Genomic DNA, 26,370 nt, shown 5'->3' with positions numbered 1-26,370 from the left:
GCCGCGCGTCGCACCGAATTCCACGGAAATTTCCCCGCCGGGCGCCTGTCCAGCTGGTAAATGGGCACCCGAATTCTGTTACTCAGCGCACAAATTCAGTGCGTTCATCACTTTTTGGGTCAACGGCTACTCAATGCGTAACGGGTTGTGTCGGCACAGCGATCTAGGCCGCGAGCTTTCTCATCAAAGGCAATCGAAACGAGGATTCGATGACGCAATCCACCGCCGACGAGGTCTCCGAGTCCACGTTGACCGACGGTCAGGTGATCATGCCGTTCTACCTGATTGTCGACGTGTCTTCGTCGATGTCCGGTGACATTCAGGAGCTCAACGAAGCGATTCAGCAGTTGATTCGGGACATCTGTGATGATCCCGTCGTAGACGACCTTGTCATGTTGAGCATCATCACGTTCAACCACAATGCCCAGACGATCGTGCCGCTGGACAGTCCGAGTTCACTCACTCCGCCGACCGTCACGGCAAGCGGTGGCACGAACTACGGCGCGGCGTTTCGCGAATACCACCAGGTGTTCGAGCAGGACCGGGCCAAGCTCAAGAGTCAGCGCATCAAGATGTACCGGCCCTGTGTCTTCTTCCTCACCGACGGCGCGCCCGGCGACGGGAATTACGCGGAAACGTTCCAGTCGCTGTTCGCCTATGATCCCGAGCAGAAAACCGGGAACCGGGCCTTCCCCTACTTCGTGCCCTTCGGTTTTCGCAGCGCACCCGAAGAAGTCATGCGAAAGCTCGCCTATCCCAACTTCGGCCGGACCAAAGGCCGGTGGTTCTTGTCTCGCTCGAACAGCGTGAAAGAGGTCTTGAAAGCGATGACCGAGGTCATCGGCAAGACCGTGATCAGCTCGGGGCAGTCCGCGTCACAGGGGCTGCCGCAGATCGTGCCGCCGGCCCCGTCCGCGAATCTCGACGCCCAGTTCGGCGAGGCCGAGGACTGGATGTGACCGACCGCAAGTCCGCGGGAGGACGCGGTGTGCCGGCCATCGGTGCGCCAGGGCGGGCGGCCGGCGAACTCCCCGCCGGCCACCCGCCCGCCACGCCGACGGTGGCCGACCACGAACTGTCCGAGTTCTCCGGCCCGGGGCTGGAGATCCGCGGCGCTTCGATTCGTGGGCTCATGCATCGCTACCGTGGCGGGCCGCGGCAGGACGCGTTCTCCGTCGTGTACGACGAGGCGAGTGACACGACCCTCGTCATCGTGTGTGACGGAGTGGGCTCGCTGCCCCGCTCGCACGAGGCCGCTGCTTTCGTGACGGATCGCCTGCCGGCGCATTTCTGGGCGGCCCGGAACTGGGCGGCCGCGGTCAAATCCGTCAACGCCGAGCTGCACGAGCTTGTGGCCCGGCGCCGGGCGGAGCTCGGCCCGGCCGAGTGGGACGCGAACGCGATGGCGACCACGGTGGTGGCGGTCGCGATCTCGCCAGGACACCAGGGCCGCCGCGTGGAGATCGTGCGCAGCGACGACAGCACGGTGTGGGCACTGTCCCGCGAGGGCGGCTGGACCGACGTTTCGGCCACGACGGACGGCGACGCGACCGTCCACACTGGATCGGTACGGGCATTGCCCACTGACTCACCCCGCCTGCACCACGCGGAAACCACGCTTACCGATGGCGCCCTGTTCGTGATGACCGACGGAGTCGACGTGCCTTTGCGCGGCGCGGCCGAGGTCCGCGAAACCCTTGCCACCTGGTGGACATCGCCTCCGGCGATCTTCGATTTCGGCGCTCAGGTCGGTTTCGCCCGCAAGACCCACCTGGACGACCGCACCGTCGTGGGTGTCTGGGCTACGGGCGAGGACCACGCATGATCCGTAAGAAGGACCTCGGCACGCTCGAGTTCATCGCGAAGGGTGCCGTTGGCAACGTCTACCGGCTGCCGAACTTCACTATTCCGGGCTGCCCTCCGTTGGCGTACAAGGAAGTCCGGGACATCGCGCCCGGCGAGTTCTCGGCGCGGAACCGCCAGGAGGCGCTCGATGCCATGGCGAAAACGGTCGCGTTCCGAGCCGGGCTGAGCCAGGCCGACCGCGGCGATCTCGACGAGTACACCACCTGGCCGATCGAGATGGTCGAGGACAACGGCGCCCCGTGCGGGATGGTCATGCCCCTGATACCGCCGGACTTCTTCGTCCGGAGCAGTCCCAGGGCCGGGAACCCGAGGGACCTCGTGGTCGACCTGTCATGGTTGTGCGCCAAGGAATCCCAGGCACAGAACGAAGGCATCGACCGCTCCGGGTACCGCGACCTGCTCGTGCGGATAGCGCTGCTGGCCCAGCTCGTCTACGCGGTCGGACGGCTGCACCGGCACGGAATCGTCTACGGCGACCTGAGTCTGAAAAACGCGGCGCTCGCCGTCAACCCGCCGCGGGTGAAACTGCTCGACTGCGACGCGGCCGCCGAACTCTCCGACCCGGCACGGGTGCAGCTGCACTCGCCGGCCTTCACCCCGCCGGAGAACGCCAGTGGCGCCCAGAAGGTGCAGGACGATCGCACCGACATCTACAAACTCGCCCTGTGCGTCATCCGTGGCCTGCAACAAGGTCGCGGTGTCACGCAGACTCGGGACCCAGCCGGCCTCGCCGGGAAGCTCGACGCGCCGGCCCTCGACGTCATCACCAGAGCCGTGGGTGCGGACCGGGGCCGGCGACCGACCGCGAAGGAGCTTTTCGACTGCCTGGAACAGAACCTGCTGGCGAAAGCGTCCCCGCCGACGCTGCGGTCCGCGAGCCTGAACCGCACCGCCGTGCCACGTGGTCTGGACCTCGAGGTCAGCTGGGAAGCCAGTGGCGGCAAGGAAGTGTGCGTCCTCGGGCCGAACGGTTTCGAAGTCACTCTGCCGGATCCGGGTACGCCGGTGGCCACGTATGTGATCACGCCGCCGGCGTCCGGGGAGATTTCGGTCGAAGTCCGCAACGCACACGGCACCGTGCGAACGGTTGCGGGCAGCGTCCAGGTCTACGACCTGCCGGCTTTCCGCGTCGAGCTGGACTCGTTGCCCCGGCCCGTCATGTCGGGTGTGCCGGCGGTCATGGTCCCGCCGGTGCTGCACGCTCTCCCGTCGGTGCCGACGGTGTCCACGGCCGCGCATCCCGCCCCGCGAATCGAGCTTCCCTCACTGGAGCCCGTCTCGAATTTGGTTCAGACCACTAAGACGATCCTGCCGACGGCACCGGCTCATCCCGAGCTGGGTGCGGCGGCGGCACGAACCACCGAAAGTGTCCGAGAGATGTTCGACCAGGCGCGCCAACGACTTCGTGCCCACGTGGCAGGCAAGGTGGACGCCGCCGTGCGGCGAGGAGTGTCCCGACTGTGACTGTTCGTACCCCCGTTCCGGCCGCACGGCGCAAGTCACGGCGGATCAGCGACGGACTGACCTGGCTCGGCGGTGCCGACCGCGAAATCCTCGCGCTGGCGCGAAGCGGGCGGAACCAGTTCGTCCAAATGGGACTCGTGGTGCTCGCCACCGCCGGGCTCGGCGTGCTGTCCATGGGTTTCGCGCTGTACCGCGGACTTCATCTGCACCCGGTGCTCGCCGTGCTCGGCGGGTTGGTGTGGGGCTGCGTGATCGGGGTGATCGACCGGTTCCTGATCACCAGCCTCAGCCTCCGCGGCGGGTTCGGGCGGGTCGCGACGGTCATCGGCATTCGCATCGTCATCGCGGCGCTGCTCGGTTTCATCATCTCGACGCCGCTCGTGCTCCAGGTTTTCCAGCGTGAAATCCAGGCCCAGATGGTGGTGGCGAACGCCACCAACAGCAAGTCGTTCGGCGACGCGCTGAACACCACGCCGTTGGTCAACGACCTGAACCAGGTGCGCGCGGATATCGCGACGCAGGAGGCCGCGCTCCGCGGCCAGATTCCCGCCGCCGTCACCCCGGAAATGCAGGCTCGCGAGCAATACCTCAAACAGGCGCAGGACACCCTGAACTCACGTCGCGCGATATCCGACCAGAAATACCGTGCCTGGCAATGCGAACTGTATGGCTCGTCCTGTGAAGGCTCCACGAACGTCGCCGGAAACGGGAACCTGGCCAAAGCGCGGGAAAAGGAGTACCAGGACGCGCTCGCGCAGACCAACGACGCGCAACAGGATGTCACGAGCGCCGAGACGGCACTTGCCAAAGCCCGGGATGCCGCGTCGAACCAGGGAGGCGCCGCGCTCAAACACGCCCAGGACACAGCGAACACCGAACTTCCCGGCCTCCGTGCCCGCGAGGCCGAACTTCAGCGGCAGTACAACGATGCCGTCGATCTCGGCACCAAGACCAACCAGGACAACACCGGTCTCCTCGCGCAGATCGTCGCGCTCGACGACCTCGGCGCCCACAGTGCCGAAGCGCGGCTCGCCCATATCGCCGTCGGTCTGCTGTTCTTCATGATCGAACTGCTTCCGGTCACGGTGAAGATTCTCACCAGCTTCGGCCCGGAAACCGCATATGAACGTGTCCGGCGGGACTTCGAGAACACCAACGTCGACGACGCCAAGGCCGAAATCCGCAGCCGGACCAGGGATCGCGACGAAGTGGAACGCAGGATGGCGAAGGAAACGAAGAAGCGCGAAGACATCGAAGACGATATGCGGAACCGCGAACGCGATCTCGGCATCAAGGCCAACGAGCGGGTGGCCAAGGAGATGGAAGGCGTGCTCGATGTCGCGCTCGCCCAGTGGGCGCAGGACGTGCAACGGACCCTCTCCGCAAAGCGTCACCAGAACGGTCACGCCGCACCACCGCCGCCGCCGCATAACGGCCACCAGCCCACCCAGCCCAATGTGCGCAGCAACTTCAATCTCCCGTCTGGGAGCAAACTGGCGCCACCGAACGGAAACAAGCCGTGAGCGAGATCGTGACGGATGAGCAGGTGGCGGCGGACTGGGTCGGCTGCCTTGTCCTCGCGGTCGCGCCGAAGTCCCATGTGGACTATGTCGGCGATGCGATCGACCGGGCGGAAAGCGCGATTTTCGGCGACCCCGTGCTCGTCGACATGGCGAGGGTCGTCAAGGCGGCCAACCCGGATCCACTCGGCGGCGACCTTGACGAGATCGCACTCACGCTCTACGGCGAACTCGTCGGGGCCGCCACGTCACCGGCGCGGATTCCCGCGCCGCGCTTGGCTTTCTGCATCCTGCTGTTGCACTCCAACGTGTCCGAAGCTGAGCGCCTCGCCCGCGATCTCGCCGCGACGAGCGCGCTGTCGAAGTTGCCGATCGTGTTCCGCGTCGGCGGTCTCGCGCCGGAGACATCGGACGAGCAGGTCGACATCACGCGAATGATCCTCGACGCGGCGACTGCGACGGCCCATGAAGTCGACCGGACGCCGGGTTTCTGTCTGGATGCCGGGCAACTCGCCGACCTCACCACGCCCCGCCACGCGCAACCTCCGCGCCGGCCGGAGCCCGAGCCACAGGCGCTCCTGGAAGTGCCGATTCCCGAGATCGACGAGGAAGTTCCGCCGGCCGCCCCAGAACCGGAAATCCTGGCGCCGCGCCGGGTGTCGCGCCTGGCCGCGCTGGGGCGGGTAGCCGCGCCGGTCCGGTCGCTACTGACCCCGAGACCCGTGCCCGCCAGCAACATCGAGGTTATCAACGAGCTGAGTGCCCGGGCCGACAGCATGTCACTGCTGTACCTGGTGCAGGTCTCGGAGCCGGTCCGGCCGTCCCGCGAGCAGCGTAACCGCCGGGCCGAGGTGGCGCTGACGCTGACCCACGCGCTCAGGTCCGGCTCCGGCGAAATACCCTGGTACGTCCGGGCATTCGCCGCGGGCCGGGAACTGCATCCCGGACGGCCACTCCCCGAGCCGGATCTCTTACGACACAAGGACTTTCCTCAGCGCTGGGGTGAGCACCCCGATCTCTACGAGGTGATCGCCGACCTTTCGGAAAGCCTCAGCCAGGACAAGGCCTCGTTCGTCCGGCGGAGAAGACAACCTCGGCAGGCCGTCGTCGTGTTCCTGTCCGGGCCGGCCCCCGACGACGGTGCCGAGCTGGCCCAACGGCTTGCCGAGCTCCAGGCCGAAGCCAAGACGATCTGGATTTCCGGTCCAAAAGCGACAGTCCCGGCCCGGCTCACCGACATCGGCACCGATTTCCTGCACTATCACGAGGATCTGCTCGACGAGTTGCTCGACATCATCGGGAAAAACTGACGATGTCCGGGATCATGTCGATGTACCTGTCCATGCTGCGCGGGGTCGCGCACACCTCGCGGGCGGTCGGACGCGGTCTCGCGGAACGTGCCGCCAGCGCGCAGCTCGCGGCACGCCACCAGGTGCCGGCCGGCGGATTCGACTTTCGTGGGCTACTACAGGGGTCCAGACCACCTCGGTGGCTTGTGGACAGTGAGTTTCCCCTGGGGCGCTTCCTTTCCAGCACCGGAAAGATCGGCGCACCGGTGGGGATCCCGGAACAGGCGATACGGCTGCACGCGTGCGTGGTCGGACCGTCGGGCGCGGGCAAGACCCGCTCGATCATCGTCCCGTGGATCGTCGCAGCCGTGCGCTCCGGGTACAGCGTGGTCACCATCGACGTCAAGGGAGATCTGCTGGACCTCGTCCGCGACGAGGTGGGGCGGCAGGGCGCGCCACTGAATGTTCGAGCGCGAAAGCTCGACTACACCGACCCGCGACGTTCGGTCCGCTGGAACTGGCTGCAGACCATCGATTCCGATCGCGCGGTCGACAATGCGGTGCAGTCGATCATCGGCAGGCACCCACCGGCGAAAGCGGATCCGTACTTCTTTCACCTCGACGGCCAGATCCTGCGCGGCCTGCTCGAACTCGCCCAGGCGTCCCCGAAACGTCACCTGTGGACCGCGGGACGCATGCTCAGCCTGCTGAAAGACCAGGCACAGCTGGAAATCGCACTGCGACGATATCCGAACAGTCCCGGTGCCGGCAGACTCCGGGACCTGCCTTACCTTTCCCCGGACGATTTCGCGAAGCGCGTGACCGGCGTCGCCGTGCGCCTCGACGCGCTCGCCCGGCCGACTGTCGAAGCCGTGACGACCAACGGCACCTTGACCACACCGGACATTCTTCAGGAGCGGCAGATCGTCTCCGTCGTGGCACCGCTGCAGGACGGGCAAATGGCCCAGACCTTGTCCAGCCTGTTCGTCAACGACCTGCTTTTCCGCGTATACGGTCGTTTTTCCGGCTACCAGGGTCCGCCGGTCATGCTGGTACTGGACGAGGCGGCGCAGCTGGCGGACCGGGTCGACTACAAGAACGTGCTCAGCGTGGCGCGGTCGGCGGGAATGAGTATCGTCCTCGCACTCCAGGACATCGCCCAGTTCTCCGACGCGTCCGAACGCTCGATCGCGGTGGGCAACTGCGACACCTACGTGTCGTTCAGTGGCGTTTCCCAGGAATCGGCGAAATTCCTCTCCGAGCGGCTCGGCAAGCACGTCGTCCCGGTCACAACGGTCGGGAAAACCGCGCAGGGCTGGGGATATCAGACAACGGCGTCCACCACCCAGCAAACCGTGCCCGTCCTCGGCGAACGGGAGATCATGACCATCCCGTTCGGCCGCCGGCCCGCGGTGGTGCACGCCAAATCCACCCTTGCCGCCCCGTTTCTCGTCGACCTCGAAGCATGAACCGGGACGACGGACGGTCCAGAAGCGACCGTCCCGACCGCGAACGTGTGGCCAAACTTCGTGCCGACGAACGCGCCTACGGCGGCCACACCTTCCAGCGGCACGTAGACATCGGACCCGCGGGGACGCGGGAACGCGCGTTGCGGATCCTCGCCGCGCACGACGGCGCGGGCTGCCACCGGGCGGGCGACGCGACGCGGTGGACCAGCGAACACGCACTGGCGCGCGCGGTGGGCGGCGTCGAACGCTCGCCGGAGTACCGGAAACGGCTCGCCTCCGCGGAAGACGCGATCCGGCGCGGCGAGCCGCCGCAGACCGTGCGTCCGGTGGTCCGAGTTCGGCTGGCCGACGTACTCGGCCCGGCCTGGCGCAGCGGCGTCGCCGGGCACCGGGCGGACGCCACCCGTGTCCAGCCGACCCGGTTCGGCGCCGGCGCGCAGGTCGTCGCCGTTTACCGGGCCCGGCCGGGCGGCGGCTGGGTGCTGCACACGTGCTATCCCGTTCCGAGAGCGGGCAACCCGTGACTCCCTACGATGATGCGTGTGCGAAGGAGCGACCGATGAGGATCAGTCAGCGGCTGCAAGATTTCCTCACCGGGTTCTGTGGCGCTGACGAAGATCTCGGCGAGACGGCCCGGGTGCTGCGCAGCTCGCCGGACAGCGAACTCGCCCGATGGCTGCGACCGGAACTGGATGCGGCAATTCGTGGTCACTTACTGCCGCCGGATGACTTCGAATACTTGACCTCGCGCAGGTTTTCCAGCGCCACCGACGTGGCGAACTGGTTGAATTCGCTTCACCAGGAATGGTTCGGCTGAGCCGAGGACCCGCCACGACTGGCGCGCCAGTCGCAAATTCCCACATCTCGCCGTTTTCGCACCTAGAGTGGCTGGACAACGCTCTGGGGAGTGCGAGGGTGGAGGTTTTGGGCGAGGACGAAAACGGGCGTGGGATCAACCTGTCGCTGCACGCGACCGTGGCCGATTGGGACATGGTCCGTTCCGCGGCGATCGTTTTCGCGTCGATCACGGTGACCGAGAACGTCAATTGGAGCGATACCGGCGCGCAAAAGCAGATCGCCGCGGCGCAGCAAGCCGGGGTGCGAGCCGGGATCCGGCACTATGCCCGCCCCGGCGCGCCGCAGGACCAGGCGGAACACTGTGTCCGGCTGGGCAAGCAGCTCGGCGTGTTCGGGCCGGGCTCGCTCGCGCCGGCGCTGGACGTGGACGCGGTCGGCGTGAACGACCGGTTCATCAAGGCGTGGATCAAGGCGGTGCGCAATGCGGCCGGGATCCGGCGGGTGCTGGTTTACGCCACCCATGACGCCTGGCTGCACGACCTGCATCCGGACAAATGGGCCGACTCGGAGGTCATCCTGTGGGTGCGGCGGCACAACGGGATTCCCGGCCGCCCCGGCTGGTTCCACCCGCGGCTCGGCATGCACGAACACGGCGCCGCCCCGGTCGCACCCGGGCTCACCGGCCCGATCGGACTCGACGCGATCGTCTACCCGCTGACCATCGCCGACGTCTTGATCTAGCTTGGCCGGCCGGCGCGAGTTGAGCGTTCGGAGCGCGCGAGTTGAGCGTTGCGTGCGCGCGAGTTGAGCGTTCGGAGCGCGCGAGTTGAGCGTTGCGTGCGCAGGGAACGCGCAACTCGCGCAGCGGGAAAGGTCAACTCGCGCGGCCGGAACGCGCAACTCGCGCGGCGGGAACGCGCAACTCGCGCGGGACTGGGGTTCCGCTACCCGCACCGCTATGCAAACCACTTCGAAACGGTCTCTAGGCGACTGTGCCTTGTTCGGATTGGGCGACGGGGATGGCGCCGCCCATGCGTTCGGAGATTTGCGCCGCCGCCGTGACGAGGTCGTGGCGGTACGGGCCGTCGAGGGGCAGGGTCCGTGTGGTGCCGACGACGGCGATCGTCGCGCAGATGCCGTACTCGTCGAACACGCCCGTCGCGACCGCGTTCATCCCCGAGTCCGCCAGGTGATCGGTCGCGACGCCCGTGCGCCGGACCTCGTCGAGCTGCGTGACGAGCTCGTCGCGTTCGCTCTCCGACAGGGTCGCCAGCAACCGTTCCACGCGCAGCTGGTCCGGCAGGAACGCGAGAAACACCTTCGCCTGCGCCGAGCGCAACGTCAGCTGAGTGCCGACCCGCACAGTCACCAGCACCGCCCGCGTGTGGTCTTCCTCGGTTCGCGAAACGACCGGCCCTGACGAGCCCCACAGGCTGATGACCGTGGTGAGGTGCGTCGACTGGCTGACCCGCCGCAGGAACGGCGGCGCGATGTCGAGCACGCGCCGCCGCGCCAGCGCCGCCGCGCCCAGCTGCATCAGGAGGCCGCCGGGCGCGAACCGCGACGGCTCCTGAGTGCGTTCGAGCAGACCGGCGGCGACGAGCGAGGTGAAGTACCGGTGGGTCGTGCTGCGGTTGAGGCCCAGCTGCTCGGCCGCTTCCGCGACCGTCGTCGTCGGGCGCTCCACGGAGAAGAGTCCCAGGATCTGCCCCACCCGGCTGACCGCCTGGATATCGCCCGAGGACGCCGAACCGTCGATCACTGCGAACTCCCTCTCCGCCACCTGTTGCCTCACACCGTATGGCCCATGTCCACGTTCTTGGTCTCTGGCCCGGCGAATCCGCCGATGCTGATCAGGAGACCGGCGATCACGAGCAGCACGACCGGCGCGAGCGTCGCGGACATGAAGCTCTGCAGCCCGTCGAGGTAGAAGGCGTAGAACGCGGGGATGATCAGCGCGAGGCTGTAGCCGACACCGTAACCACTGGCCCGGATGTTCGCCGGGAAGCGCTCGGTCAGGTAGGCCGCGATCGGCGCGAACGTGCAGATCGTGAACACGAGGATCACCGCGGTCACCACGATCACCGCGAACAGCCCGCTGCCACGCATGTGCTGGATCAGCGCGTAGCACGACGATCCGACGATCGCCATGGCCAGCCCGTACCCGATGTAGAACGGGCGGCGGCCGATGCGCTGGGACAACGTCGCCACCACCAGGTACATCACGGTGACCACGATTTCCGCGATCATCATCGTGAACGTGACCTGCTTGCTGGTCAGCCCCACCTTCGACTTGAGCAGCGACGGCAGCAGCGACACCGCGATGTTCGTGGCAAGCCAGGTCCCGGTCATCAGCACGAACACCTGCAGCATGGCGCGCCGGTGCTCACCCTTGAACAGCAACACCAGCGGCGAACCGGTTTGCGTGCGCGCGGTCGCGGGTTCTTCGACTTCGCGACGGTAGGCGCGGAACAGTACGACAGCCAGTAGTGCCCCGATCACGAACGGAATCCGCCAGCCCCACTGTGCGTATGCCGAATGCACGTCGGCCGAGGGCATGACGTTGAGCAGGATCAGCGTGATCGCGGCGACCAGGCCGTAGGCGAAGGGCGAGGTGGCGGTGATGGTGCCGGAAACGATGCCGCGGTGGCGCCGCGGGCTCCATTCCATGGCCAGCGGCACCGCGGTCGTGTACTCACCGCCGAGGAAGATGCCTGCCACGAACCGCAGTGCGATGAGCAGGGCGGACGCGGCGATGCCGACGGTTTGGTAGCCCGGTAGTGCCGCGATGAGGGCGGTCGTGATCCCGAATCCGGCGACCGCGATCAACGTGGTGTGGCGGCGGCCCTGCTTGTCGGCGAAGTGGCCGAAGATCGCCGCGCCGATGGGCCGCGCGATGAGCGTCGAGGTGAAGACGAAGGCGTTGAGCAGTGCCGCGGTCCCCGCGCTCACCCCTGTGGACTGGAAGTAGGCGCTCGCCGGGGCGAGGGCGATAATGGGCAGGTAGATGTCGAACTGGTCGACGAAGTAGGCCAGCACGCCTGCCCGGATGGCGGCCTTGGCCTTGGGGTGGGTTCTGATGGCCGGAGCGCCTCGTTCGGCGGAGGTCTCGGTCATGGGTGCTCCTTGCAATGAGGATCGCCATTGATGTTCACATCGCGCAAGCATGGTTTGGATCGCGAACGACCCGACTGTACATACGTGGCCACTCCCGGGCAATGACCCCTTGACGTTCGTAATACGAAAATGCAATCTGGATTGTGAACAGCAAGGGGACTGACAGAGGGAGTACTTGATGACAACGACGTCGGACGCGGTCGCCAAGGTGCTGCAGGGCAGCGTCGACCTGCACTGCCACTCCGGGCCGAGCCCGTTCCCGCGTCGCTTCGACCACGTCGAGGCCGCCCGCGACGCGCAGGAACGGCTCGGCATGCGGGCGATCGTGGCCAAGTCGCATCACCACAACACCGTGATGGACCTGCTGGCGATGGCGCCGCGGCTGCGTGAACTCAAGACAGAGGTGTACGGCGGGATCGCGCTCAACAGCTTCGTCGGCGGACTGAACCCGCACGCGGTGCGGATGTCGCTGCGCATGGGCGGCAAGGTCGTCTGGTTCCCGACGATGTCGTCCGGGCGGCACATCGAGTGCCACCCCGAGGGCGCCGGCTTCCCCACCGAGACCGTGCCGCTGACCTGCGAGCGGATCGACATCATCGACGAGCGCGGCGAGCTCAAGCCCGAGGTCGGCGAGATCCTCGACGTCATCGAAGAGACTGGCGCGCTGCTGTCCGGCGGGCACATGTACCCCGAGTACATCCGGCAGCTGTTCCAGGAGGCCAAGCGCAAGGGCATCCGGCGGCTGATCGTGAACCACCCGAACTTCGTGATCGGCGCGGAACCCGAGCAGTGCCTGGAGTTCGTGGAGCTCGGCGCGTTCATCGAGCACGAGGTCGGCATGTACGACCCCGAAGGGAACATGCGCTGGGACCCGAAGTCGCTGCTGGAGTGGATCGAGCGGATCGGGCCGGAGCACACGGTGCTGTCCTCCGACCTCGGGCAGAAGACGAACCCGGCGCCGGTCGACGCCTACCTGCGGGTGTGCGGGGCGCTGCTCGACCTCGGCCTGCCGGAGAAGGACCTGCAGCGGATGACCCGTGACAACCCGTCCTACCTCATCGGACTCGACTGAGAGCGGTGGCCATGTACACAAAGGACGATCCGCGCGCGGCACTCGGCGGCAACGAGGCCGTCTCGGACATCGCCGCGCCGGAGTACGACGATTTTTCCGGCCAGGAGCGGGGAACCTGGATCACCCGCGCACAGAACATGATCCTGGCCTACACCCAGCCTGCCGTCGGTGAGTCACTCGGCAGGGCGGAGTTCACCTTCGAGCACGTGTTGTTGCTGGTGCACGACAACTCGGCGGCGGAGGTCGTCGCCGGTGACGAGAAGGTTTCGTTGCGGGGGCAGGGATTGATCGTGATCCCACCCGGAGTCAGCGAGGTCGTGTCCGCCGGTGACGGTGACCTGGTGCGGCTGGTCCAGTGGGACGAACCGGGCTGGGCTGACCGCGCACGCAACGCTTCTTCTTACGCCACACCACATCCGCGGGTCACGCCGCTCACCCCGTGGCCCGCGCCGGCGGAGAACAAGCTGCGTGTGTACCCGCTGGCGGACGTGCCCCAGGACCCGAAACGGTTCGGGCGTATCTTCCGCACCCGCGCTTTCATGGTGAACTTCCTTCCCCTGCAAGAAGGTCCGCGCGATCCTTCGAAGCTGTCACCGCATCACCACGACGACTTCGAGCAGATCTCGCTGGCCGTCGAAGGCGAGTACGTGCACCACATCCGCACCCCGTGGACGACGGACTCGCGAACTTGGCGGGAGGATGACCACGAGCATGTCGGAAGCCCTTCGGTGACGGTGATCCCGCCGCCGACCGTGCACACCTCGGCCGCGGTGAACCCCGGCCGCAACCAGCTGATCGACATCTTCTCCCCGCCCCGCAAGGATTTCTCCGCACAGCCGGGCTGGGTGCTCAACGCCGAGGAGTACCCGCAGGATGTTTGATCAGGGAACGGTTCCGCTCGGCACCTGGTTGAAGATCGCCGGGCCGGAACCGGTGGAGATCATGGCGTACGCCGGGTTCGACTTCGTCATCGTCGACCTCGAGCATGCGCCGCTCACCTTGGAAACCGCGTACCGGTTGATCAACAGCGCGTCCGCGCTGGGGATGACCCCGCTCGTGCGGGTACCGGACGGGACGCCGTCGACCATCCAAAAAATATTGGATGCCGGGGCGAAAGGCATTCTGGTGCCCCATGTGGACACTGTCGAAGAGGCGCGTGCGGTCGGCCGTGCGACCCGGTTCCCACCCGAGGGCGACCGCGGTGCGGGCGGCACGAGCCGGGCCGGGCGGTGGGGGCTGCGGCCGAACGCCGAGTACCTCGGCGAGCACGTGCTGTGCATTCCGCAGCTGGAAAGCGAAAAGGCGATCGCGGCGGCACCGGAGATCCTGGCGTTGCCCGCGGTGGACGCGGTGTTCGTCGGCGCCGCCGATCTGTCGATGTCCATGGGCACCACCCCGGCCGACCCGGCCGTCAAGGAGATGATCGCGCAGACGGTGCGGCACGCGGCCGCGGCGGGCAAGCCGTGCGGCCTCGCGTTCGGCGCCGCCGCCCCGGCGGTCGACGCGATCAAGCAGGGCGCGGGATTCGTCGTGGTGTCCAACGACACGACGATGCTCGCCACCGCCGCGCGCGCGGTGGTCAGCCAGGTGCGAGGCGAGAACGCATGAGGAACACGTTGTACGGGCCCCACTGGGACATCAGATAGTAGATGTCCGGCCCGTCGAGGGCCCACGGGTGGAGGTAGCCGCCGTACAGGCCGGGAAATTCCGCGCCGGGGACGGCGACCTCGCCCGTGGACCACGGCCCTTCGAGACGGTCGGCGGTGTGCAGCAGGATCGCGCCGCCGGGATCGTCGAGATGCATGGCCAGCCACTGTCCCAAGTAGACACTGTAGGCAATGGACAGTTCGCCGACCGGGCCGGGTAACACCGGCACGGCGGCGAACTCGTCGGATGCCCAGCCTCCGCCGGTGAAATACTCGTAGGCACCGGCGTTGAGGATCTGTGGTATCTCGGCACGCGCGAGGTAGGCGTCACCGTGGCGGCCGTTGGTGGTGCCGAACAGGTAGACGTGGTCACCGTCGCGGGCGAAAGCGCCCAGCTGGAACGGATCGTCGCGCTCGGCCCGGTTGATCCATCGCGAACCGTGCGGCTTCTGCCACGTCACGCCACCGTCCTCGGAGTAGGCAAGGCCGCCGTAGTTGGTGTGCCACCGCCCCGGCGGGCCCCACTCGCGGACGGACATGTACTGCACGTACTGCACCCCGTCGATCGCGATACCCGCGTTGGGGATCACGGTGATCTCGTCGCGCCGCTTGTCCCGCGGGATGACCTGCGCCGCGGTGCCGTCCGTGCGCGGGATGAACCCGTCCAGCGCCAGGCCATGGGAAAGATCGCGGGTGCGGGAGAACGCGAGCACGTTGCAGCGCCAGTCCGCGCTGTTCGGCCCTCCGCCATGGGGCGCACGGCCCTCACCGAAGGTGTCCCCGAAAAGCACGAAGACGCGCCCGTCCCCGGCGTCCCACAGGATCCCGAGATCGGTTCCGTGCACGGCGAACCGCCGGTCGGTGGCATTGACCGACCCGGGCCCGGTGATCTTGGCGACCAGCTCCGTCCGTTCGATCTTCATGCCACTCCAGGGTAGGCGCCTTGCCACGACACGCCGGGTGAATCACCCGTTCCAGCCGTATTCGTGTTCCGGGCGGCCGGTGGCGCCGTACCGCAGCCGCATCTCGACCGTGCCTGCTTCGGCCAGCGCGGTCAGGTAGCGCTGCGCCGTCGCGCGGGCGACGCCGAGTTCGGACGCGATCTCCGCCGCCGACAGGGGACGCGCGGCCTGCCGCAGTTTCTCGGCCACCAGCCGCGCCGTCGCGCTCGACTGGTTTTTCGGTGCCGTGGCACGGTCTTGTTCGTGCAGCACCCGGAACGCGCGGTCGATGTCAGCCTGCCCGAGATCGCGATCGTCGGCGATCTGCTGGCGATATCGGGCGTATCCCGCGAGGCGCTCGGCGAGCTGGCGCGTGGTGAACGGTTTGATCAGATAGTTCAGCGCGCCGGCACGAATCGCCGCGCGCACCGAGTGGGTGTCCGTCGCGGCGGAAAGGATGATCGTGTCGGTTCGCAATTCCGGCAGCAGGTTCAGGCCCGGCTCATCCGGCAGGTAAACGTCCAGCAGCACCAGATCCGGCGCCAGCTCACGCACCCGTGCGCGGGCCTCGGCCGCGGTGTGGGCGGTGCCGGCCACCGCGAAACCCGGCACCTGCGCGACGAAACCCGCATGCACGCCCGCCACCCGGAAGTCATCGTCCACAATGAGCGTGCGAATCATGCGTCCTCCAGTGTCTTGCGGGACACCCGCACCCGGTCGGCCTGCATGAGCATGGCTTCGCGATTGTCGCTCATGCGTCCTCCAGTGTCTCCGGCAATGCCGCCACGAACAACGCACCCCGGTCCGTGCCGCCGGGATCCGCGAGCCACACATCTCCGCCGCGCACCCGTGCCGCCTGCCGGGCCAGCGCGAGGCCCAGCCCGTGACCGGGAGCGAGCTTCGTCGACGCACCTTCGTCGAACAGAGTTTTCCGGACCTCGGCGGCAACCCCGGTTCCACTGTCCACAACAGACACATGGAGGGTGGACCCGTTCCGCAGCAATGTGATCTCGACGCTCGCCTGGTCACGCGTGCCCATCCGTGCGGCGTGCACGGCATTGTCGAGCAGGTTGCCGACCACGGTGTTGGCCGCGATCGGGTCGGTCACCTTCGCCGGCACCCAGGAGTCGTCGGCCAACCGGAGTGTCACGCCCTTTTCCCTTGCCTGCTCGATCTTCGCGGACACCAGCGCCCGCAGATAAGGGTCGCTCACCGAGTCTCCGAGCCCGTCGGCGCTGACCGACGTGTCGGTCAGCGCTTGCAGGTATTCGACGGCTTCTTCGTGGTGGCCCAGTTGAAGCAGCCCCGACAGGGTGTGCAGGCGGTTGCTGAACTCGTGCCGCTGCGCGCGCAGACCGTCCGAAAGGGACCGGACGGCGCTGAGCTCACGCGTCAGCGCGTCCAGATCGGTGCGGTCACGGAAGGTCAGCACGGTGCCGAGGTCGCGGTCGTCGTGCCGCACCGCGCGTGAGTTGACGACCAGCACCCGGTTTCCGGCTACCGCAAGGAGATTGTCCACCGTTTCCTCGACCGCCTTGCCGAGGCGCGGGGAAAGGTCCAATTCGGACACTTTCTCTCCGACCGGAAGCGCTTTTCCGAGCAGGCGCTCGGCTTCGGCGTTACGCACCGAAACCCGGCCGGCCGAGTCCACCGCGAGCATGCCTTCGCCTATCCCGTGCAACACGGCCTCCCGCTCGTACAGCAGTTCCGTCAGCTCACGCGGTTCGAGGCCGTGCGTCAAGCGGTTCAGCCGCCGGGTCAGCAACGCGGAAGCGGCCACGCCGAGTGCCAGTGCGCCGGCCGCGAACGCCGAACTGGTCAGCGTGAGCCGCACCAAGTCTCCGGTCGCCGCACCGATTTCGTAGCCGACGCTGACCTCGCCGACGACCCGCCCGTCCGCGGTGAAGATCGGCGTCTTGCTGCGTACCGACACCCCCAATGTGCCGGCCTGCACGGCGCTGACCACGTCGTTACCCGCGAGCGCCTCGGAGGGATCCGTGCTGACCTGCCTGCCGATCTGGCCCGGATCCGGATGTGCCAGCCGGATGCCCTTGTCGTCGGTGATCACCACGAACAGCGCCCCGGTGCGGCGCGTGACCGCCTGCACCAGATCCTCGAGCTCACCACCCGACCGCCGGGCGGCGGCGTTCGCGACCACGCCCGGATCGACCGACACCGTGTGTGCGATCCCGAGCGCGCGCTCGCCGTACTGATCCCGCAACGTGCCCCACAGCAACCAGCTCACCAGGCCGAGCCCGACAGCCAGCAGCAGCACCACGACGCCGATCTGCAGGATCAGGATCTGGCGCGAGAACCGCATCCGGCCGAAGACACCGTTGTCCATGCGCCGCAGACTACAAGCGCTGGTCAAGACCATGAGGAAAATGCGCAAAACGTGGAGAACGCGCAGTGCGCACGCAGAACGCGGACAAGCTTCACCGGCGCGCAGCGATTTCTTAACGTGCGTATCACGGTTTTCCCTCGAGTGACGAAGGAGTCACCCGATGTCCTCACCACTGATCGAGCTGATCGGTGCCACCAAACGGTTCCCGAGTGGGAGCGGCTCGGTGCACACCGCGGTTCGTGATCTCAACCTGACCGTCGAACCCGGCGAGTTCGCCGCCGTCGTCGGACCCACCGGGTGCGGCAAGTCCACCACGCTGTCGCTGGTCTCCGGGCTGCAACCGGCGTCCGCGGGGCAGGTGCGGGTCAACGGCGAACCGGTAACGTCCATTCCGGACGGTGTCGGCTACATGTTCCAGAACGACGCGGTGATGCCGTGGCGTTCGGTGCTGGACAATGTCGCGTCGGGCCCGCGGTTCCGCGGGATGTCGAAATCCGAGGCGCGCCGGCAAGCCGCGGACTGGGTCGGGCGGGTCGGCCTCGCCGGCTTCGAAAAGTACTACCTGCACCAGCTTTCCGGCGGGATGCGCAAACGCGTCGCACTCGCCCAGACGCTGGTCACCGAACCACGCATCATGCTGATGGACGAACCTTTCTCGGCGCTCGACGTGCAGACCCGGGCGCTGATGCAGGACGAACTGCTGCGCCTGTGGTCCGGCAGCGACGCGGCGGTCGTGTTCGTGACCCACGACCTCGAAGAAGCCATTGCGCTGGCGGACAAAGTCGTCGTGCTGACCAGCAGCCCGGCCACCGTCAAGGATGTGTTCACGATCGGCCTGCCACGTCCGCGTCAGGTCGAGGAACTCCGCCTCACCGAGGACTTCCTGCGGATTTACCGCGAGGTCTGGGAATCGTTGCGCGGCGAGGTGGAGAAGGCACGCACGAAGGGAACGACCGATGTCGCTTGAGACGGTGATCCCGGTGCTCGTGCAGCCGGAGACCGAGGAGATGATCCTTTCCCGGCAACGGAAAAACGTCCGGCGGCGGCGCGCGAACACGTGGCTGCTGCGGCTGGTGATCGTCGTCGCCTGGCTCGGCAGCTGGGAGCTCGCCGCCCGGTTCTGGATCGACCCGTTCTTCTACTCGATGCCGTCGCGGATCTGGAACCGGCTGGCCGGCTGGTTCACCACGGGCACCGACTTCGGCTCGATCTGGTATCAGCTCTGGGTGACCGTCGAGGAGGCGGTGTTCGGGTTCGTGCTCGGCGCGCTCGCCGGTGTTGTGCTGGGTGTGCTCCTCGGCCGCAGCCAGTATCTCGCCGATGTGCTCGCCCCGTTCATCAAGGCGGCCAACGCGGTGCCGCGCATCGTGCTGGCTTCGCTGTTCGTGATCTGGTTCGGTCTCGGGCTCGCGTCGAAGGTCGCGACCGTGATCGTGCTGGTGTTCTTCGCGGTGTTCTTCAACGCCTTCACCGGCGCTCGCGAAGTGGACCGCAATTTGATCGACAACGCGCGCATCCTCGGCGCGGGACGGTTGGCCGTGTTGCGGTCCATCGTGCTGCCGAGCGCGACTTCGTGGATTCTGTCCTCTTTGCACACCGCGTTCGGCTTCGCGCTGATCGGCGCGGTGGTCGGCGAATACGCCGGGTCGAAGGCCGGAATCGGTTTCCTCATCGCGAATGCGCAAGGCACGTTCGACTCGGCGGGCATCTACGCCGCCATGATCATCATCACCGTGGTCGCACTGCTCGCGGAATGGGGCATCGGACACCTGGAGAACCGGCTGCTGCGCTGGCGGCCGTCGATCACCGGCAGCTCAACCGTCTAGAAAGGACACCCGGATCAATGAGGATTCGCCGTATCACCGGCGCGATCGTCGCGCTCGCGCTGGCCGCCGCCGGGGCGAGCGCGTGCCAGGACTCGCGGACCGCGCAGACCGGCGCGAGTGGCAAGCCGAAGGTGACGATCATCGTCGGTGGCCTGGAAAAGGTCATCTACCTGCCCGCGATGCTGACCCAGCAGCTGGGCAACTTCACCGCGCAGGGCCTCGACGTCGAACTGCAGGGTGAACAGTCGGGCGCCACCGCGGAAACCTCGCTCGTGGCGAAGCAGGTCGACGGCGTGGTCGGTTTCTACGATCACACGATCGACTTGCAGGCCAAAGGTCAGTGCATCCAGAGCGTGGTGCAGATGGCCAACATTCCCGGTGAGGCCGAGATGGTGGGCACGAAGGCCGCCATCAACAGCTCCGCCGACTTCAAGGGCGCGAAGCTGGGCGTGACCTCGCTCGGCTCCTCCACCGACTTCCTGACGAAGGCGCTCGCCGCGAAGGCGGGTGTCGGGGCCGACCAGTACACGCCGGTCAAGGTCGGGGCCGGGCAGACGTTCATCGCGAGCCTGGACAACGGCGGTATCGACGGCGGCATGACGACGGACCCGACGATCGCCCAGCTGACCGGTACGGGCAAGGCGAAGGTGCTCTACGACATGCGCACGGCCGAAGGCACCAAGGCGGCGCTCGGTGGTCTGTACCCGGCGACGTCGCTGTACCTCAACTGCGATTTCGTGCAGCGGAACCGGGAAGTGGTGCAGAAACTCGCGAACGCCTTCGTGGCGACGCTCAAGTGGATCAGCCAGCACAGCGCGGAGGAGATCGCCGCCAAGATGCCGCCGTCCTACCGCGGTGGCGACCAGGCGCTGTATGTGAAGTCCATTAAGGACAGCATCGGGATGTTCAACGCCGACGGGAAGATGGACGCCGACGGCGCGAAGAACGTGCTAGAGGTGCTGTCCTCGTTCTCGACGAACGTCAAACCGCGCAAGGATTCCATCGACCTGTCGAAGACCTACACCACGGAGTTCGTGGAGGCCGCGGCAAAACAGGGCTGAGTTCCAACGCGAAGGCCGGGCGACCATGCCCGGCCTTCGCGGCGTCGACCTCCTCGGGGCGCCTCCACCCGGGAACCCGGCGCCATCGCCGCCGATGGGACCGATTTCACACGACCCGCCGCTGACCCGGGCATTTCTTCAGTCAGAATGTCCGGGTGCGGTTCGTCAGGAAACCCTTGCGAGGTAAGCGGACCGCGAGCGAAGTCTTGGCGTCACTGACGGTACGCGCGCGGGAACGGAAAGTCGGCACGGCGGCCGGCCTGTGTGGCGAATGGTTCGGTGCGCAGGCCGTGCTCGCCCCCGAGGTACGGCTGGAACCGGCTGACGATCCGTTCGCGCCGCTGCGGGACCTGCCCGCCGTCCCGGGGGATGGCGTGGGCGGCGGATGGTTCGGCTACCTGTCCTACGATCTGGCCGACCCGTCCGGCCGTTCGACGGGCATCCCGCGCGCGGTCTGGGGCTGGGCCGATCATGTGCTGCGTCTCGACGCCGACGGCCAGTGGTGGTTCGAAGCACTGACTCCCGACGTGGACCCCGCGAAGTTCGAGGATCTGGTGTCCGCGGAACCGCCGCCGCTGACGTGGGAATCCACGGAACTCGACCGGCCGCTGCCGCATATCGAGGCGGTGAAGGCGTGCATGCACGCGATCGAAACCGGGGAACTGTTCCAGGCCAACATCTGCACGCGGTTCACCGGCCGCTTCTCCGGCGACCCGGCGGGCTTGTTCGCCGCTGGGGTGCACACCCTCGCCCCACGGCGGGCCGCCTATCTCGAAGGCGACTGGGGTTCCGTCGTGTCCCTGTCTCCGGAGCTTTTCCTTGCACGGCACGGAGTTTCCGTCCAGTCCAGGCCGATCAAGGGCACCCTCCCGCGACGCGGTCCCGCCGACGAGCACCTGGGTGCGCGGTTGCGGGAGTCGGTGAAGGACGTCGCGGAAAATGTCATGATCACCGACCTGGTGCGCAATGATCTCGGGCGGGTGTGCGAGGTCGGGAGCGTGCGGGTGCCGGAGTTGCTCGCGGTACGGCCCGCGCCAGGGGTGTGGCATCTGGAGTCCACTGTGGAGGGTCGGCTGCGCGGCACCGACGAGGATCTCCTGAAAGCGGCGTTCCCGCCGGGGTCGGTGACGGGCGCGCCGAAGATTCGGGCGCTGGATCTCATCGCCGAGCTGGAACCGCAACCGCGCGGGGTGTACACGGGCGCGATCGGGCTCCTGTCGCCGGTCGCCGGGCTGGAGTTGAACGTGGCGATCCGGACCTTCGAAATCACCGGCGGGCGGATCGCGCTCGGGGTGGGCGGCGGGATCACCGCGAGCTCGGATCCGCGCGCCGAGTGGGAGGAATGTCTCCACAAGGCGGCGCCGTTGGAGCGGTTGCTGAGTCAGCCGCGGCGGGCGGCGAGGACGGCGTCGTAGAGCTCTTTCCGCGAAACCCCGGCGACACCGGCGACCTCGGCCGCGGCGGACTTGAGCCGTTCCCCCGCGGCGACGCGGGCGGCGACCTCCTCGACGAGGTCGCTGACGCTGACCGCCGCCGGGCGCGCACCCTCGAGGACGACGGTGATCTCACCGCGCACTCCGCCTGCGGCCCACTCGGCGAGTTCGGCGAGCGTGCCACGGCGGACCTCTTCGTAAGTTTTCGTCAGCTCACGGCAGACCGCCGCACGGCGCTCGCCGAGCGCCTCGGCTGCCTCCGCCAGGGTCGCCGCGAGCCGGTGCGGCGATTCGAAGAACACCACGGTGCGCTGCTCACTGGCCAGGGCCGCGAACCACCTGGCCTTCTCGCCGTTCTTGCGCGGCGCGAACCCCTCGAAGCAGAACCGGTCGCTGGGCAACCCGGACACGGCGAGCGCGGTGGTCACCGCGGACGGCCCGGGCAGGCAAGTCACCGGCAGGTCCTCGGCGACGCATGCCGCGACGAGGCGGTAGCCCGGGTCGGAGACGCTGGGCATTCCGGCGTCCGTCACGAGCAGCACGGTCTCGCCCGCGTGCAACGATTCCAGGAGTTTCGGCAACCGCGCTGTCTCGACGTCCTCGTAGAAGCTCACCACGCGGCCGCCGGGTGTGACGTCCAGCGCCGCCGCGAGCGCGCGCAGGCGCCGGGTGTCCTCCGCCGCGATGACGTCGGCCGCGGCCAGTGCGGTGACCAGGCGCGGGGACGCGTCACGCGAGTCGCCCAGCGGCGTGGCGGCGAGAACGAGCGGCACATGACCACTCTAGGGGCGGCATCTACGATCGGTTCCCGTGACCGCCCTGTTGACGCATCCTGCTCAGGTCGAGCTGCCCCGCCCGCCGACGGACCGCGAGGCGACGCTGCTCGGGCGCCCGATGCCGCCGGACCGGTTGCGTGGCTGGATGGTGACCATCGTGCTCGGCCTTGCCGCGGCGGTCACCCGGTTCCAGAATCTGGGGTTCCCCACCGACAAGGGCACCCCGATCTTCGACGAGAAGCATTATGTTCCGCAGGCGTGGCAGATGCTGCGGAACGGCGGGTTCGAGGACAACGCCGGGTATGAGCTGGTGGTGCATCCGCCGCTGGCGAAACAGTTGATCTCGCTGGGCGAGTGGATGTTCGGCTACGACGGCTGGGGCTGGCGGTTCAGCTCGGCGGCGGCGGGCACGATCATCGTGATACTGGTGGTGCGGGCCGCGCGCAGGCTCACTCGGTCCACTTTGCTCGGTGGGATCGCAGGCATCCTCGTCATCTGTGACGGCGTACTTTTCCTGCAGTCGCGGATGGGGATGCTGGACATTTTCATCGCACTGTTCTCGTTCGCGGCGTTCGCGTGCCTGCTGGTCGACCGGGACCAGGTGCGGCAGCGGCTCGCTGTTGCGGTGCGGGAAGGCTGGGCGGACGAGTCCCCGTGGGGGCCACGCTTGGGCTTCCGCTGGTGGCGGTTCGCGGCGGGGGTGTGCGTCGGGCTGACGTTCGCCGTCAAATGGTCCGGGCTCTACTACATGGCATTCTTCGGCTTGCTCGTCGTCGGCCTGGACGTCGCGGCCCGGCGCGCGGCGGGTGTGCAGCGCCCGTGGCTGGGCACACTGCGCCGTGATGTCGCGCCTGCATTATGGGCGATGGTCGCCATTCCGGTACTGCTGTATTTGGCGAGCTGGTGGGCTTGGTTTGCGAGCGAGTCCGCCACCGACCGGCACTATGTGGAAATCAAGGACATCGCGCCCGGTTTCTGGGGTTGGATTCCGGCGAGTTTGCGTTCACTCGGTGACTACTCGATGAACGTGCTGCACTTCCACGAAACACTGGTGACCCCGAAGAACGACCCGCACCCGTGGGAGTCGAAACCGTGGGTGTGGCCGATGGGCCTGCGCCCGATGCTGTACTACTACGAATCCGGCACGTCTGTCTGTGGCACCTCGGACTGCGTACAGTCGACGATGCTGATCGGCACCCCGGCGACCTGGTGGCTGGCGTTCCCCATGATCGGCTGGGGTTTGTGGCGCTGGTTCTTCCGGTTCGACTGGCGCTACGCCGTCGTGCTGGTCGGCTACTTCGCCGGATACCTCCCGTGGTTCACCAATATCGACCGGCAGATGTACTACTTTTATGCCACGCCCATGGCACCATTTCTCGCCCTCGGCCTCACCCTCGCACTAGGCCAAATACTGGGCAGCGCAAAACGCGGCTTCGAACGTCGAGGCACGGGACTATTGGTGGTGGCACTCTATGTCGGCCTGGTCGTCGCGAACTTCGCCTGGCTATGGCCAATCCTGAACGGTGACCCCATTTCAGGCGCACACTGGCAAGCCGAACTATGGCTCCCAAGCTGGCGATAAGCACTGACCCCTTCACCCGCGAGTTGAGCGTTGCCCGCGCGCGAGTTGAGCGTTGCGAACGCGCGAGTTGAGCGTTGCCCGCGACAGGAACGCGCGACTCGCGATCCAAGAACGGTCAACTCGCAGGCCCGCACGTTCAACTCGCGAACGCGGAACGCGCAACTCGCGGGTCGCGAACGCGCAACTCGCGAACGCGGAACGTTCAACTCGCGGGTCGGGAACGTTCAACTCGCGGGTCGGGAACGTTCAACTCGCGGGTCGCGAACGCGCAACTCGCGGGTGCGCGGGTTAGCGTCGCGGGGGTAGGGCTCTTGTTGCTGAGGTTTGGTTTCTTGGCACGATTCTCGTCACTGGGCCGTCTGGGGATTTTCCTGCTCGGGCCAGCCAGCCTTCGATTTCCCGTTGGATGACGTTGAGGGTGGGACGGCGGCGAGGTTCGTTGTCCAGGGAGGCGATGAGCAGCCGGGCGTGTGCGGAGCGTTGTGGCAGGCGGGAAGCCGGTTCGCCCCTCGCCGCTGCCATGAGCGCCGCCATCGGGCTTTCGCGGGTGCCGCGCGGTGGATAGCCCGACAGCGCATAGGAAACCGTCGCCGCGAGTTGCCAGGCGTCCGAAGCCGGCGAGGCCGCCGCACCGGCTGCCTGTTCCGGGGCGACGAAGTCCGGGGTGCCGATCATCATGCCGGTGGCGGTCATCGTCGAATCGCCGCGGCTGCGGGCGATGCCGAAGTCGATCAAGTGTGGCAGACCGCCGGGGTCGAGGATGATGTTCGACGGCTTGATGTCCCGGTGTAGCACCCCCTTGTCGTGCGCAGCCGCAAGGGCTCCCGCCGTGGTCGCCCACAGACGTGCGGCCGCGACGTCGTCGAGGGGGCCCTGACCGTCCACCGCCGTGGCCAGCGCTTGACCTTCCAGGTATTCCATCACCAGTGCGAGCCCGTCCGGCTCCTCCACCAGGTCGTACACCTTGACGCAGTTCGGGTGACTCACCATCGCGAGCGCGCGGGCTTCCCGGCGCATGCGTTCCTCGGTGTCGCGGTCCGGTGCGTGCGCGATCTTCAACGCGACCGTGCGGCCCAGCTGGTTGTCCACCGCCTCCCACACCGTGCCGAAGCCACCGTGCCCGAGCCGGCGAACCCGCCGGTACCGTTCACTGCCGTTCGACGTCGAGCCTGGCGGGACAGGCACCGGACCGGGCGCGGACGCGAGTTGCTCCGCGGGCGCGAGAGCCGTGGGCGCGTAGTCCTTCTTCGGCGGTGCAGGCGGCGGTTGCTGAGGCGGCGGCGTGGGCCGCGGCGGCGGTTCCGGGTTGCGTTCCCGCCGCGGCCGGTTGATCACCGCCCACGGCGGCGGCCCGACCAGTGCGATCGGGATCAGGCCCAGGATCGCGACCGGCAGGAAACCGAGCCATAGGTGCACCGCCGTGTTGGCCTCGACCGTCGAGCTCAGCACCACGAACAGCACGTACGGCACCCACAGCAGGCGGCCGGGCCACTTCTGCCCGCGCCGCATCGCGGACCTGGCCTGCAAGATCATGAAGAACAGCGTCACCACCGGCAGGCCGATGAGCGCACCGAGGTAGTAGCCGTACGCAAGTCTGTTGCCCGACGGGTAGAACAGCGTCTCGAACACGTTCTGCCCGCCGCCGAGGTACTCGCTCTGCCGCCCGATGAAACCGCAGTAGTCCCGGTTGAGCGTGCCCAGTTCGGCGCCGGACAGCCCGGATGGTTGCCCGGCGGCCGCGGCGCGGAACGAGGCCGAAACGCCGTTGGCCAGCAGCCACGGCACCAGGAACACCGTCACCAGGCCCACCACCGCGATCACGCTGATGGTGGCCGCGTCGTAGGTGTTGCCGGTGAACTTGCGCATGATCGCCACGATCACGGCGCCCAGCACCGGGACCAACGCGATGAGCGCGCCGGCCGCGCTTGTTGCCCACACCCAGTCCCCGGGGCAGAACCCCGGGTTGAACAAGGTGTGCGCGAGCGACAGCAACCAGCTCGCGAAAGCGTTCACCGCCGGTCCCTCCTGCTGGGTTCCTTTCGGGCCTCCACCCTATTCGTCCTTGGGACGCGGGGCCCGACCGGCAGGTTGCCGCCCGGATTCTCCCTGGTTTCCCCCAATAGCGGTTACCCATAGGGGCTCCTCGTGTTACGTTCGGCGCTCGTT

General features: G+C 67.4%; 24 protein-coding genes. 17 read left to right on the top strand and 7 right to left on the bottom strand.

The features are described from left to right. Nucleotides 1-209 precede the first annotated feature (209 nt). The 9 genes from GKO32_RS12495 to GKO32_RS12455 all read left to right on the top strand — a co-directional run bounded on the left by GKO32_RS12495 (nucleotide 210) and on the right by GKO32_RS12455 (nucleotide 9,147). Nucleotides 210-959 carry a vWA domain-containing protein gene (locus tag GKO32_RS12495; RefSeq protein WP_154757005.1) on the top strand — a complete coding sequence of 250 codons (750 nt, stop codon included), beginning with the start codon at nucleotides 210-212 and terminating at the stop codon, nucleotides 957-959. Further along, nucleotides 956-1,825: a protein phosphatase 2C domain-containing protein gene (locus tag GKO32_RS12490; RefSeq protein WP_154757004.1), complete on the top strand. Its 870-nt coding sequence runs from the start codon at nucleotides 956-958 to the stop codon at nucleotides 1,823-1,825. Before GKO32_RS12495 ends, GKO32_RS12490 begins: the two co-directional genes overlap by 4 nt. Further along, a complete protein-coding gene (locus GKO32_RS12485) occupies nucleotides 1,822-3,330 on the top strand; it encodes a hypothetical protein (protein WP_154757003.1) in 1,509 nt (502 codons plus the stop codon). Before GKO32_RS12490 ends, GKO32_RS12485 begins: the two co-directional genes overlap by 4 nt. Further along, nucleotides 3,327-4,853, top strand: coding sequence for a DUF4407 domain-containing protein (locus GKO32_RS12480; RefSeq protein WP_154757002.1), 1,527 nt, complete (start codon nucleotides 3,327-3,329; stop codon nucleotides 4,851-4,853). Before GKO32_RS12485 ends, GKO32_RS12480 begins: the two co-directional genes overlap by 4 nt. Next, the gene (locus tag GKO32_RS12475; protein ID WP_154757001.1) at nucleotides 4,850-6,160 is read left to right on the top strand and encodes a hypothetical protein; all 1,311 of its coding nucleotides are present in this window, start codon (nucleotides 4,850-4,852) and stop codon (nucleotides 6,158-6,160) included. The genes GKO32_RS12480 and GKO32_RS12475 overlap by 4 nt, the downstream gene beginning before the upstream one ends. 2 nt (nucleotides 6,161-6,162) lie before the next feature. Next, nucleotides 6,163-7,608 (top strand): type IV secretory system conjugative DNA transfer family protein, encoded by a 1,446-nt coding sequence (locus GKO32_RS12470; protein ID WP_154757000.1) that lies wholly within the window; start codon nucleotides 6,163-6,165, stop codon nucleotides 7,606-7,608. Next, nucleotides 7,605-8,132 carry a hypothetical protein gene (locus GKO32_RS12465; protein ID WP_154756999.1) on the top strand — a complete coding sequence of 176 codons (528 nt, stop codon included), beginning with the start codon at nucleotides 7,605-7,607 and terminating at the stop codon, nucleotides 8,130-8,132. Before GKO32_RS12470 ends, GKO32_RS12465 begins: the two co-directional genes overlap by 4 nt. A 35-nt stretch (nucleotides 8,133-8,167) precedes the next feature. Next, on the top strand, nucleotides 8,168-8,425 hold the full coding sequence (locus GKO32_RS12460) for a hypothetical protein (RefSeq protein WP_154756998.1): 258 nt from the start codon (nucleotides 8,168-8,170) through the stop codon (nucleotides 8,423-8,425). A 107-nt stretch (nucleotides 8,426-8,532) separates the two neighbouring features. After that, nucleotides 8,533-9,147: a GH25 family lysozyme gene (locus GKO32_RS12455; RefSeq protein ID WP_166459516.1), complete on the top strand. Its 615-nt coding sequence runs from the start codon at nucleotides 8,533-8,535 to the stop codon at nucleotides 9,145-9,147. Nucleotides 9,148-9,388: 241 nt separating this feature from the next. On the opposite strand, the gene GKO32_RS12450 is transcribed toward GKO32_RS12455, so the two are convergent. Both GKO32_RS12450 and GKO32_RS12445 read right to left on the bottom strand, forming a co-directional pair. Continuing rightward, nucleotides 9,389-10,168: an IclR family transcriptional regulator gene (locus GKO32_RS12450; RefSeq protein WP_208024386.1), complete on the bottom strand. Its 780-nt coding sequence runs from the start codon at nucleotides 10,166-10,168 to the stop codon at nucleotides 9,389-9,391. 29 nt (nucleotides 10,169-10,197) lie between these two features. Beyond that, nucleotides 10,198-11,523, bottom strand: a complete 1,326-nt coding sequence (locus tag GKO32_RS12445) for an MFS transporter (RefSeq protein WP_154756996.1) — start codon at nucleotides 11,521-11,523, stop codon at nucleotides 10,198-10,200. Nucleotides 11,524-11,701: 178 nt separating this feature from the next. On the opposite strand from GKO32_RS12445, the gene GKO32_RS12440 reads away from it, so the two are divergent. From GKO32_RS12440 to GKO32_RS12430, 3 genes are read left to right on the top strand one after another with little or no spacing between them, the layout of a single operon-like run. Beyond that, complete coding sequence (locus GKO32_RS12440; RefSeq protein ID WP_154756995.1) at nucleotides 11,702-12,595, top strand: DUF6282 family protein; 894 nt, start codon at nucleotides 11,702-11,704, stop codon at nucleotides 12,593-12,595. Between the two features lie 11 nt (nucleotides 12,596-12,606). After that, complete coding sequence (locus GKO32_RS12435; RefSeq protein ID WP_154757061.1) at nucleotides 12,607-13,476, top strand: cupin domain-containing protein; 870 nt, start codon at nucleotides 12,607-12,609, stop codon at nucleotides 13,474-13,476. Then, entirely contained in the window at nucleotides 13,469-14,203 is a 735-nt protein-coding gene (locus GKO32_RS12430; protein WP_154756994.1) for an HpcH/HpaI aldolase family protein, read from the top strand. Before GKO32_RS12435 ends, GKO32_RS12430 begins: the two co-directional genes overlap by 8 nt. Here the strand turns inward: GKO32_RS12430 and GKO32_RS12425 are convergent. The 3 genes from GKO32_RS12425 to GKO32_RS12415 form a co-directional block, all read right to left on the bottom strand. Beyond that, nucleotides 14,175-15,164 carry a glycoside hydrolase family 183 protein gene (locus GKO32_RS12425; RefSeq protein ID WP_154756993.1) on the bottom strand — a complete coding sequence of 330 codons (990 nt, stop codon included), beginning with the start codon at nucleotides 15,162-15,164 and terminating at the stop codon, nucleotides 14,175-14,177. The two genes, GKO32_RS12430 and GKO32_RS12425, sit on opposite strands and share 29 nt — an antisense overlap. A gap of 42 nt (nucleotides 15,165-15,206) precedes the next feature. After that, a complete protein-coding gene (locus GKO32_RS12420; RefSeq protein ID WP_154756992.1) occupies nucleotides 15,207-15,863 on the bottom strand; it encodes a response regulator in 657 nt (218 codons plus the stop codon). A 70-nt stretch (nucleotides 15,864-15,933) separates the two neighbouring features. Then, entirely contained in the window at nucleotides 15,934-17,526 is a 1,593-nt protein-coding gene (locus GKO32_RS12415; protein WP_376765950.1) for a sensor histidine kinase, read from the bottom strand. Nucleotides 17,527-17,686: 160 nt separating this feature from the next. Here GKO32_RS12415 and GKO32_RS12410 point away from each other — a divergent pair, with 160 nt between their 5' ends. From GKO32_RS12410 to GKO32_RS12395, 4 genes are all read left to right on the top strand, one after another. Beyond that, complete coding sequence (locus tag GKO32_RS12410) at nucleotides 17,687-18,493, top strand: ABC transporter ATP-binding protein (RefSeq protein ID WP_154756991.1); 807 nt, start codon at nucleotides 17,687-17,689, stop codon at nucleotides 18,491-18,493. Beyond that, nucleotides 18,483-19,352 (top strand): ABC transporter permease, encoded by an 870-nt coding sequence (locus tag GKO32_RS12405; protein ID WP_154756990.1) that lies wholly within the window; start codon nucleotides 18,483-18,485, stop codon nucleotides 19,350-19,352. The genes GKO32_RS12410 and GKO32_RS12405 overlap by 11 nt, the downstream gene beginning before the upstream one ends. Before the next feature lie 17 nt (nucleotides 19,353-19,369). Next, entirely contained in the window at nucleotides 19,370-20,413 is a 1,044-nt protein-coding gene (locus tag GKO32_RS12400) for an ABC transporter substrate-binding protein (RefSeq protein ID WP_154756989.1), read from the top strand. Nucleotides 20,414-20,568: 155 nt separating this feature from the next. After that, the gene (locus tag GKO32_RS12395) at nucleotides 20,569-21,828 is read left to right on the top strand and encodes an aminodeoxychorismate synthase component I (RefSeq protein ID WP_376765949.1); all 1,260 of its coding nucleotides are present in this window, start codon (nucleotides 20,569-20,571) and stop codon (nucleotides 21,826-21,828) included. Here the strand turns inward: GKO32_RS12395 and rsmI are convergent. Then, nucleotides 21,795-22,619, bottom strand: coding sequence for a 16S rRNA (cytidine(1402)-2'-O)-methyltransferase (gene rsmI, locus GKO32_RS12390; RefSeq protein ID WP_312867827.1), 825 nt, complete (start codon nucleotides 22,617-22,619; stop codon nucleotides 21,795-21,797). The genes GKO32_RS12395 and rsmI overlap by 34 nt on opposite strands. Before the next feature lie 37 nt (nucleotides 22,620-22,656). Between rsmI and GKO32_RS12385 the strand changes: the two genes are divergently transcribed. Beyond that, entirely contained in the window at nucleotides 22,657-24,204 is a 1,548-nt protein-coding gene (locus GKO32_RS12385; protein WP_312867826.1) for a dolichyl-phosphate-mannose--protein mannosyltransferase, read from the top strand. Nucleotides 24,205-24,492: 288 nt separating this feature from the next. Here the strand turns inward: GKO32_RS12385 and GKO32_RS12380 are convergent, their stop codons facing one another. Beyond that, a complete protein-coding gene (locus GKO32_RS12380; RefSeq protein WP_312867825.1) occupies nucleotides 24,493-26,217 on the bottom strand; it encodes a serine/threonine-protein kinase in 1,725 nt (574 codons plus the stop codon). Between the last annotated feature and the right edge of the window lie 153 nt (nucleotides 26,218-26,370).

Origin of the sequence: Amycolatopsis pithecellobii (assembly GCF_009707865.1) — a bacterium.
GTDB lineage: Bacteria > Actinomycetota > Actinomycetes > Mycobacteriales > Pseudonocardiaceae > Amycolatopsis_E > Amycolatopsis_E pithecellobii.
This window is presented reverse-complemented; position numbering and strand designations above follow the sequence as displayed.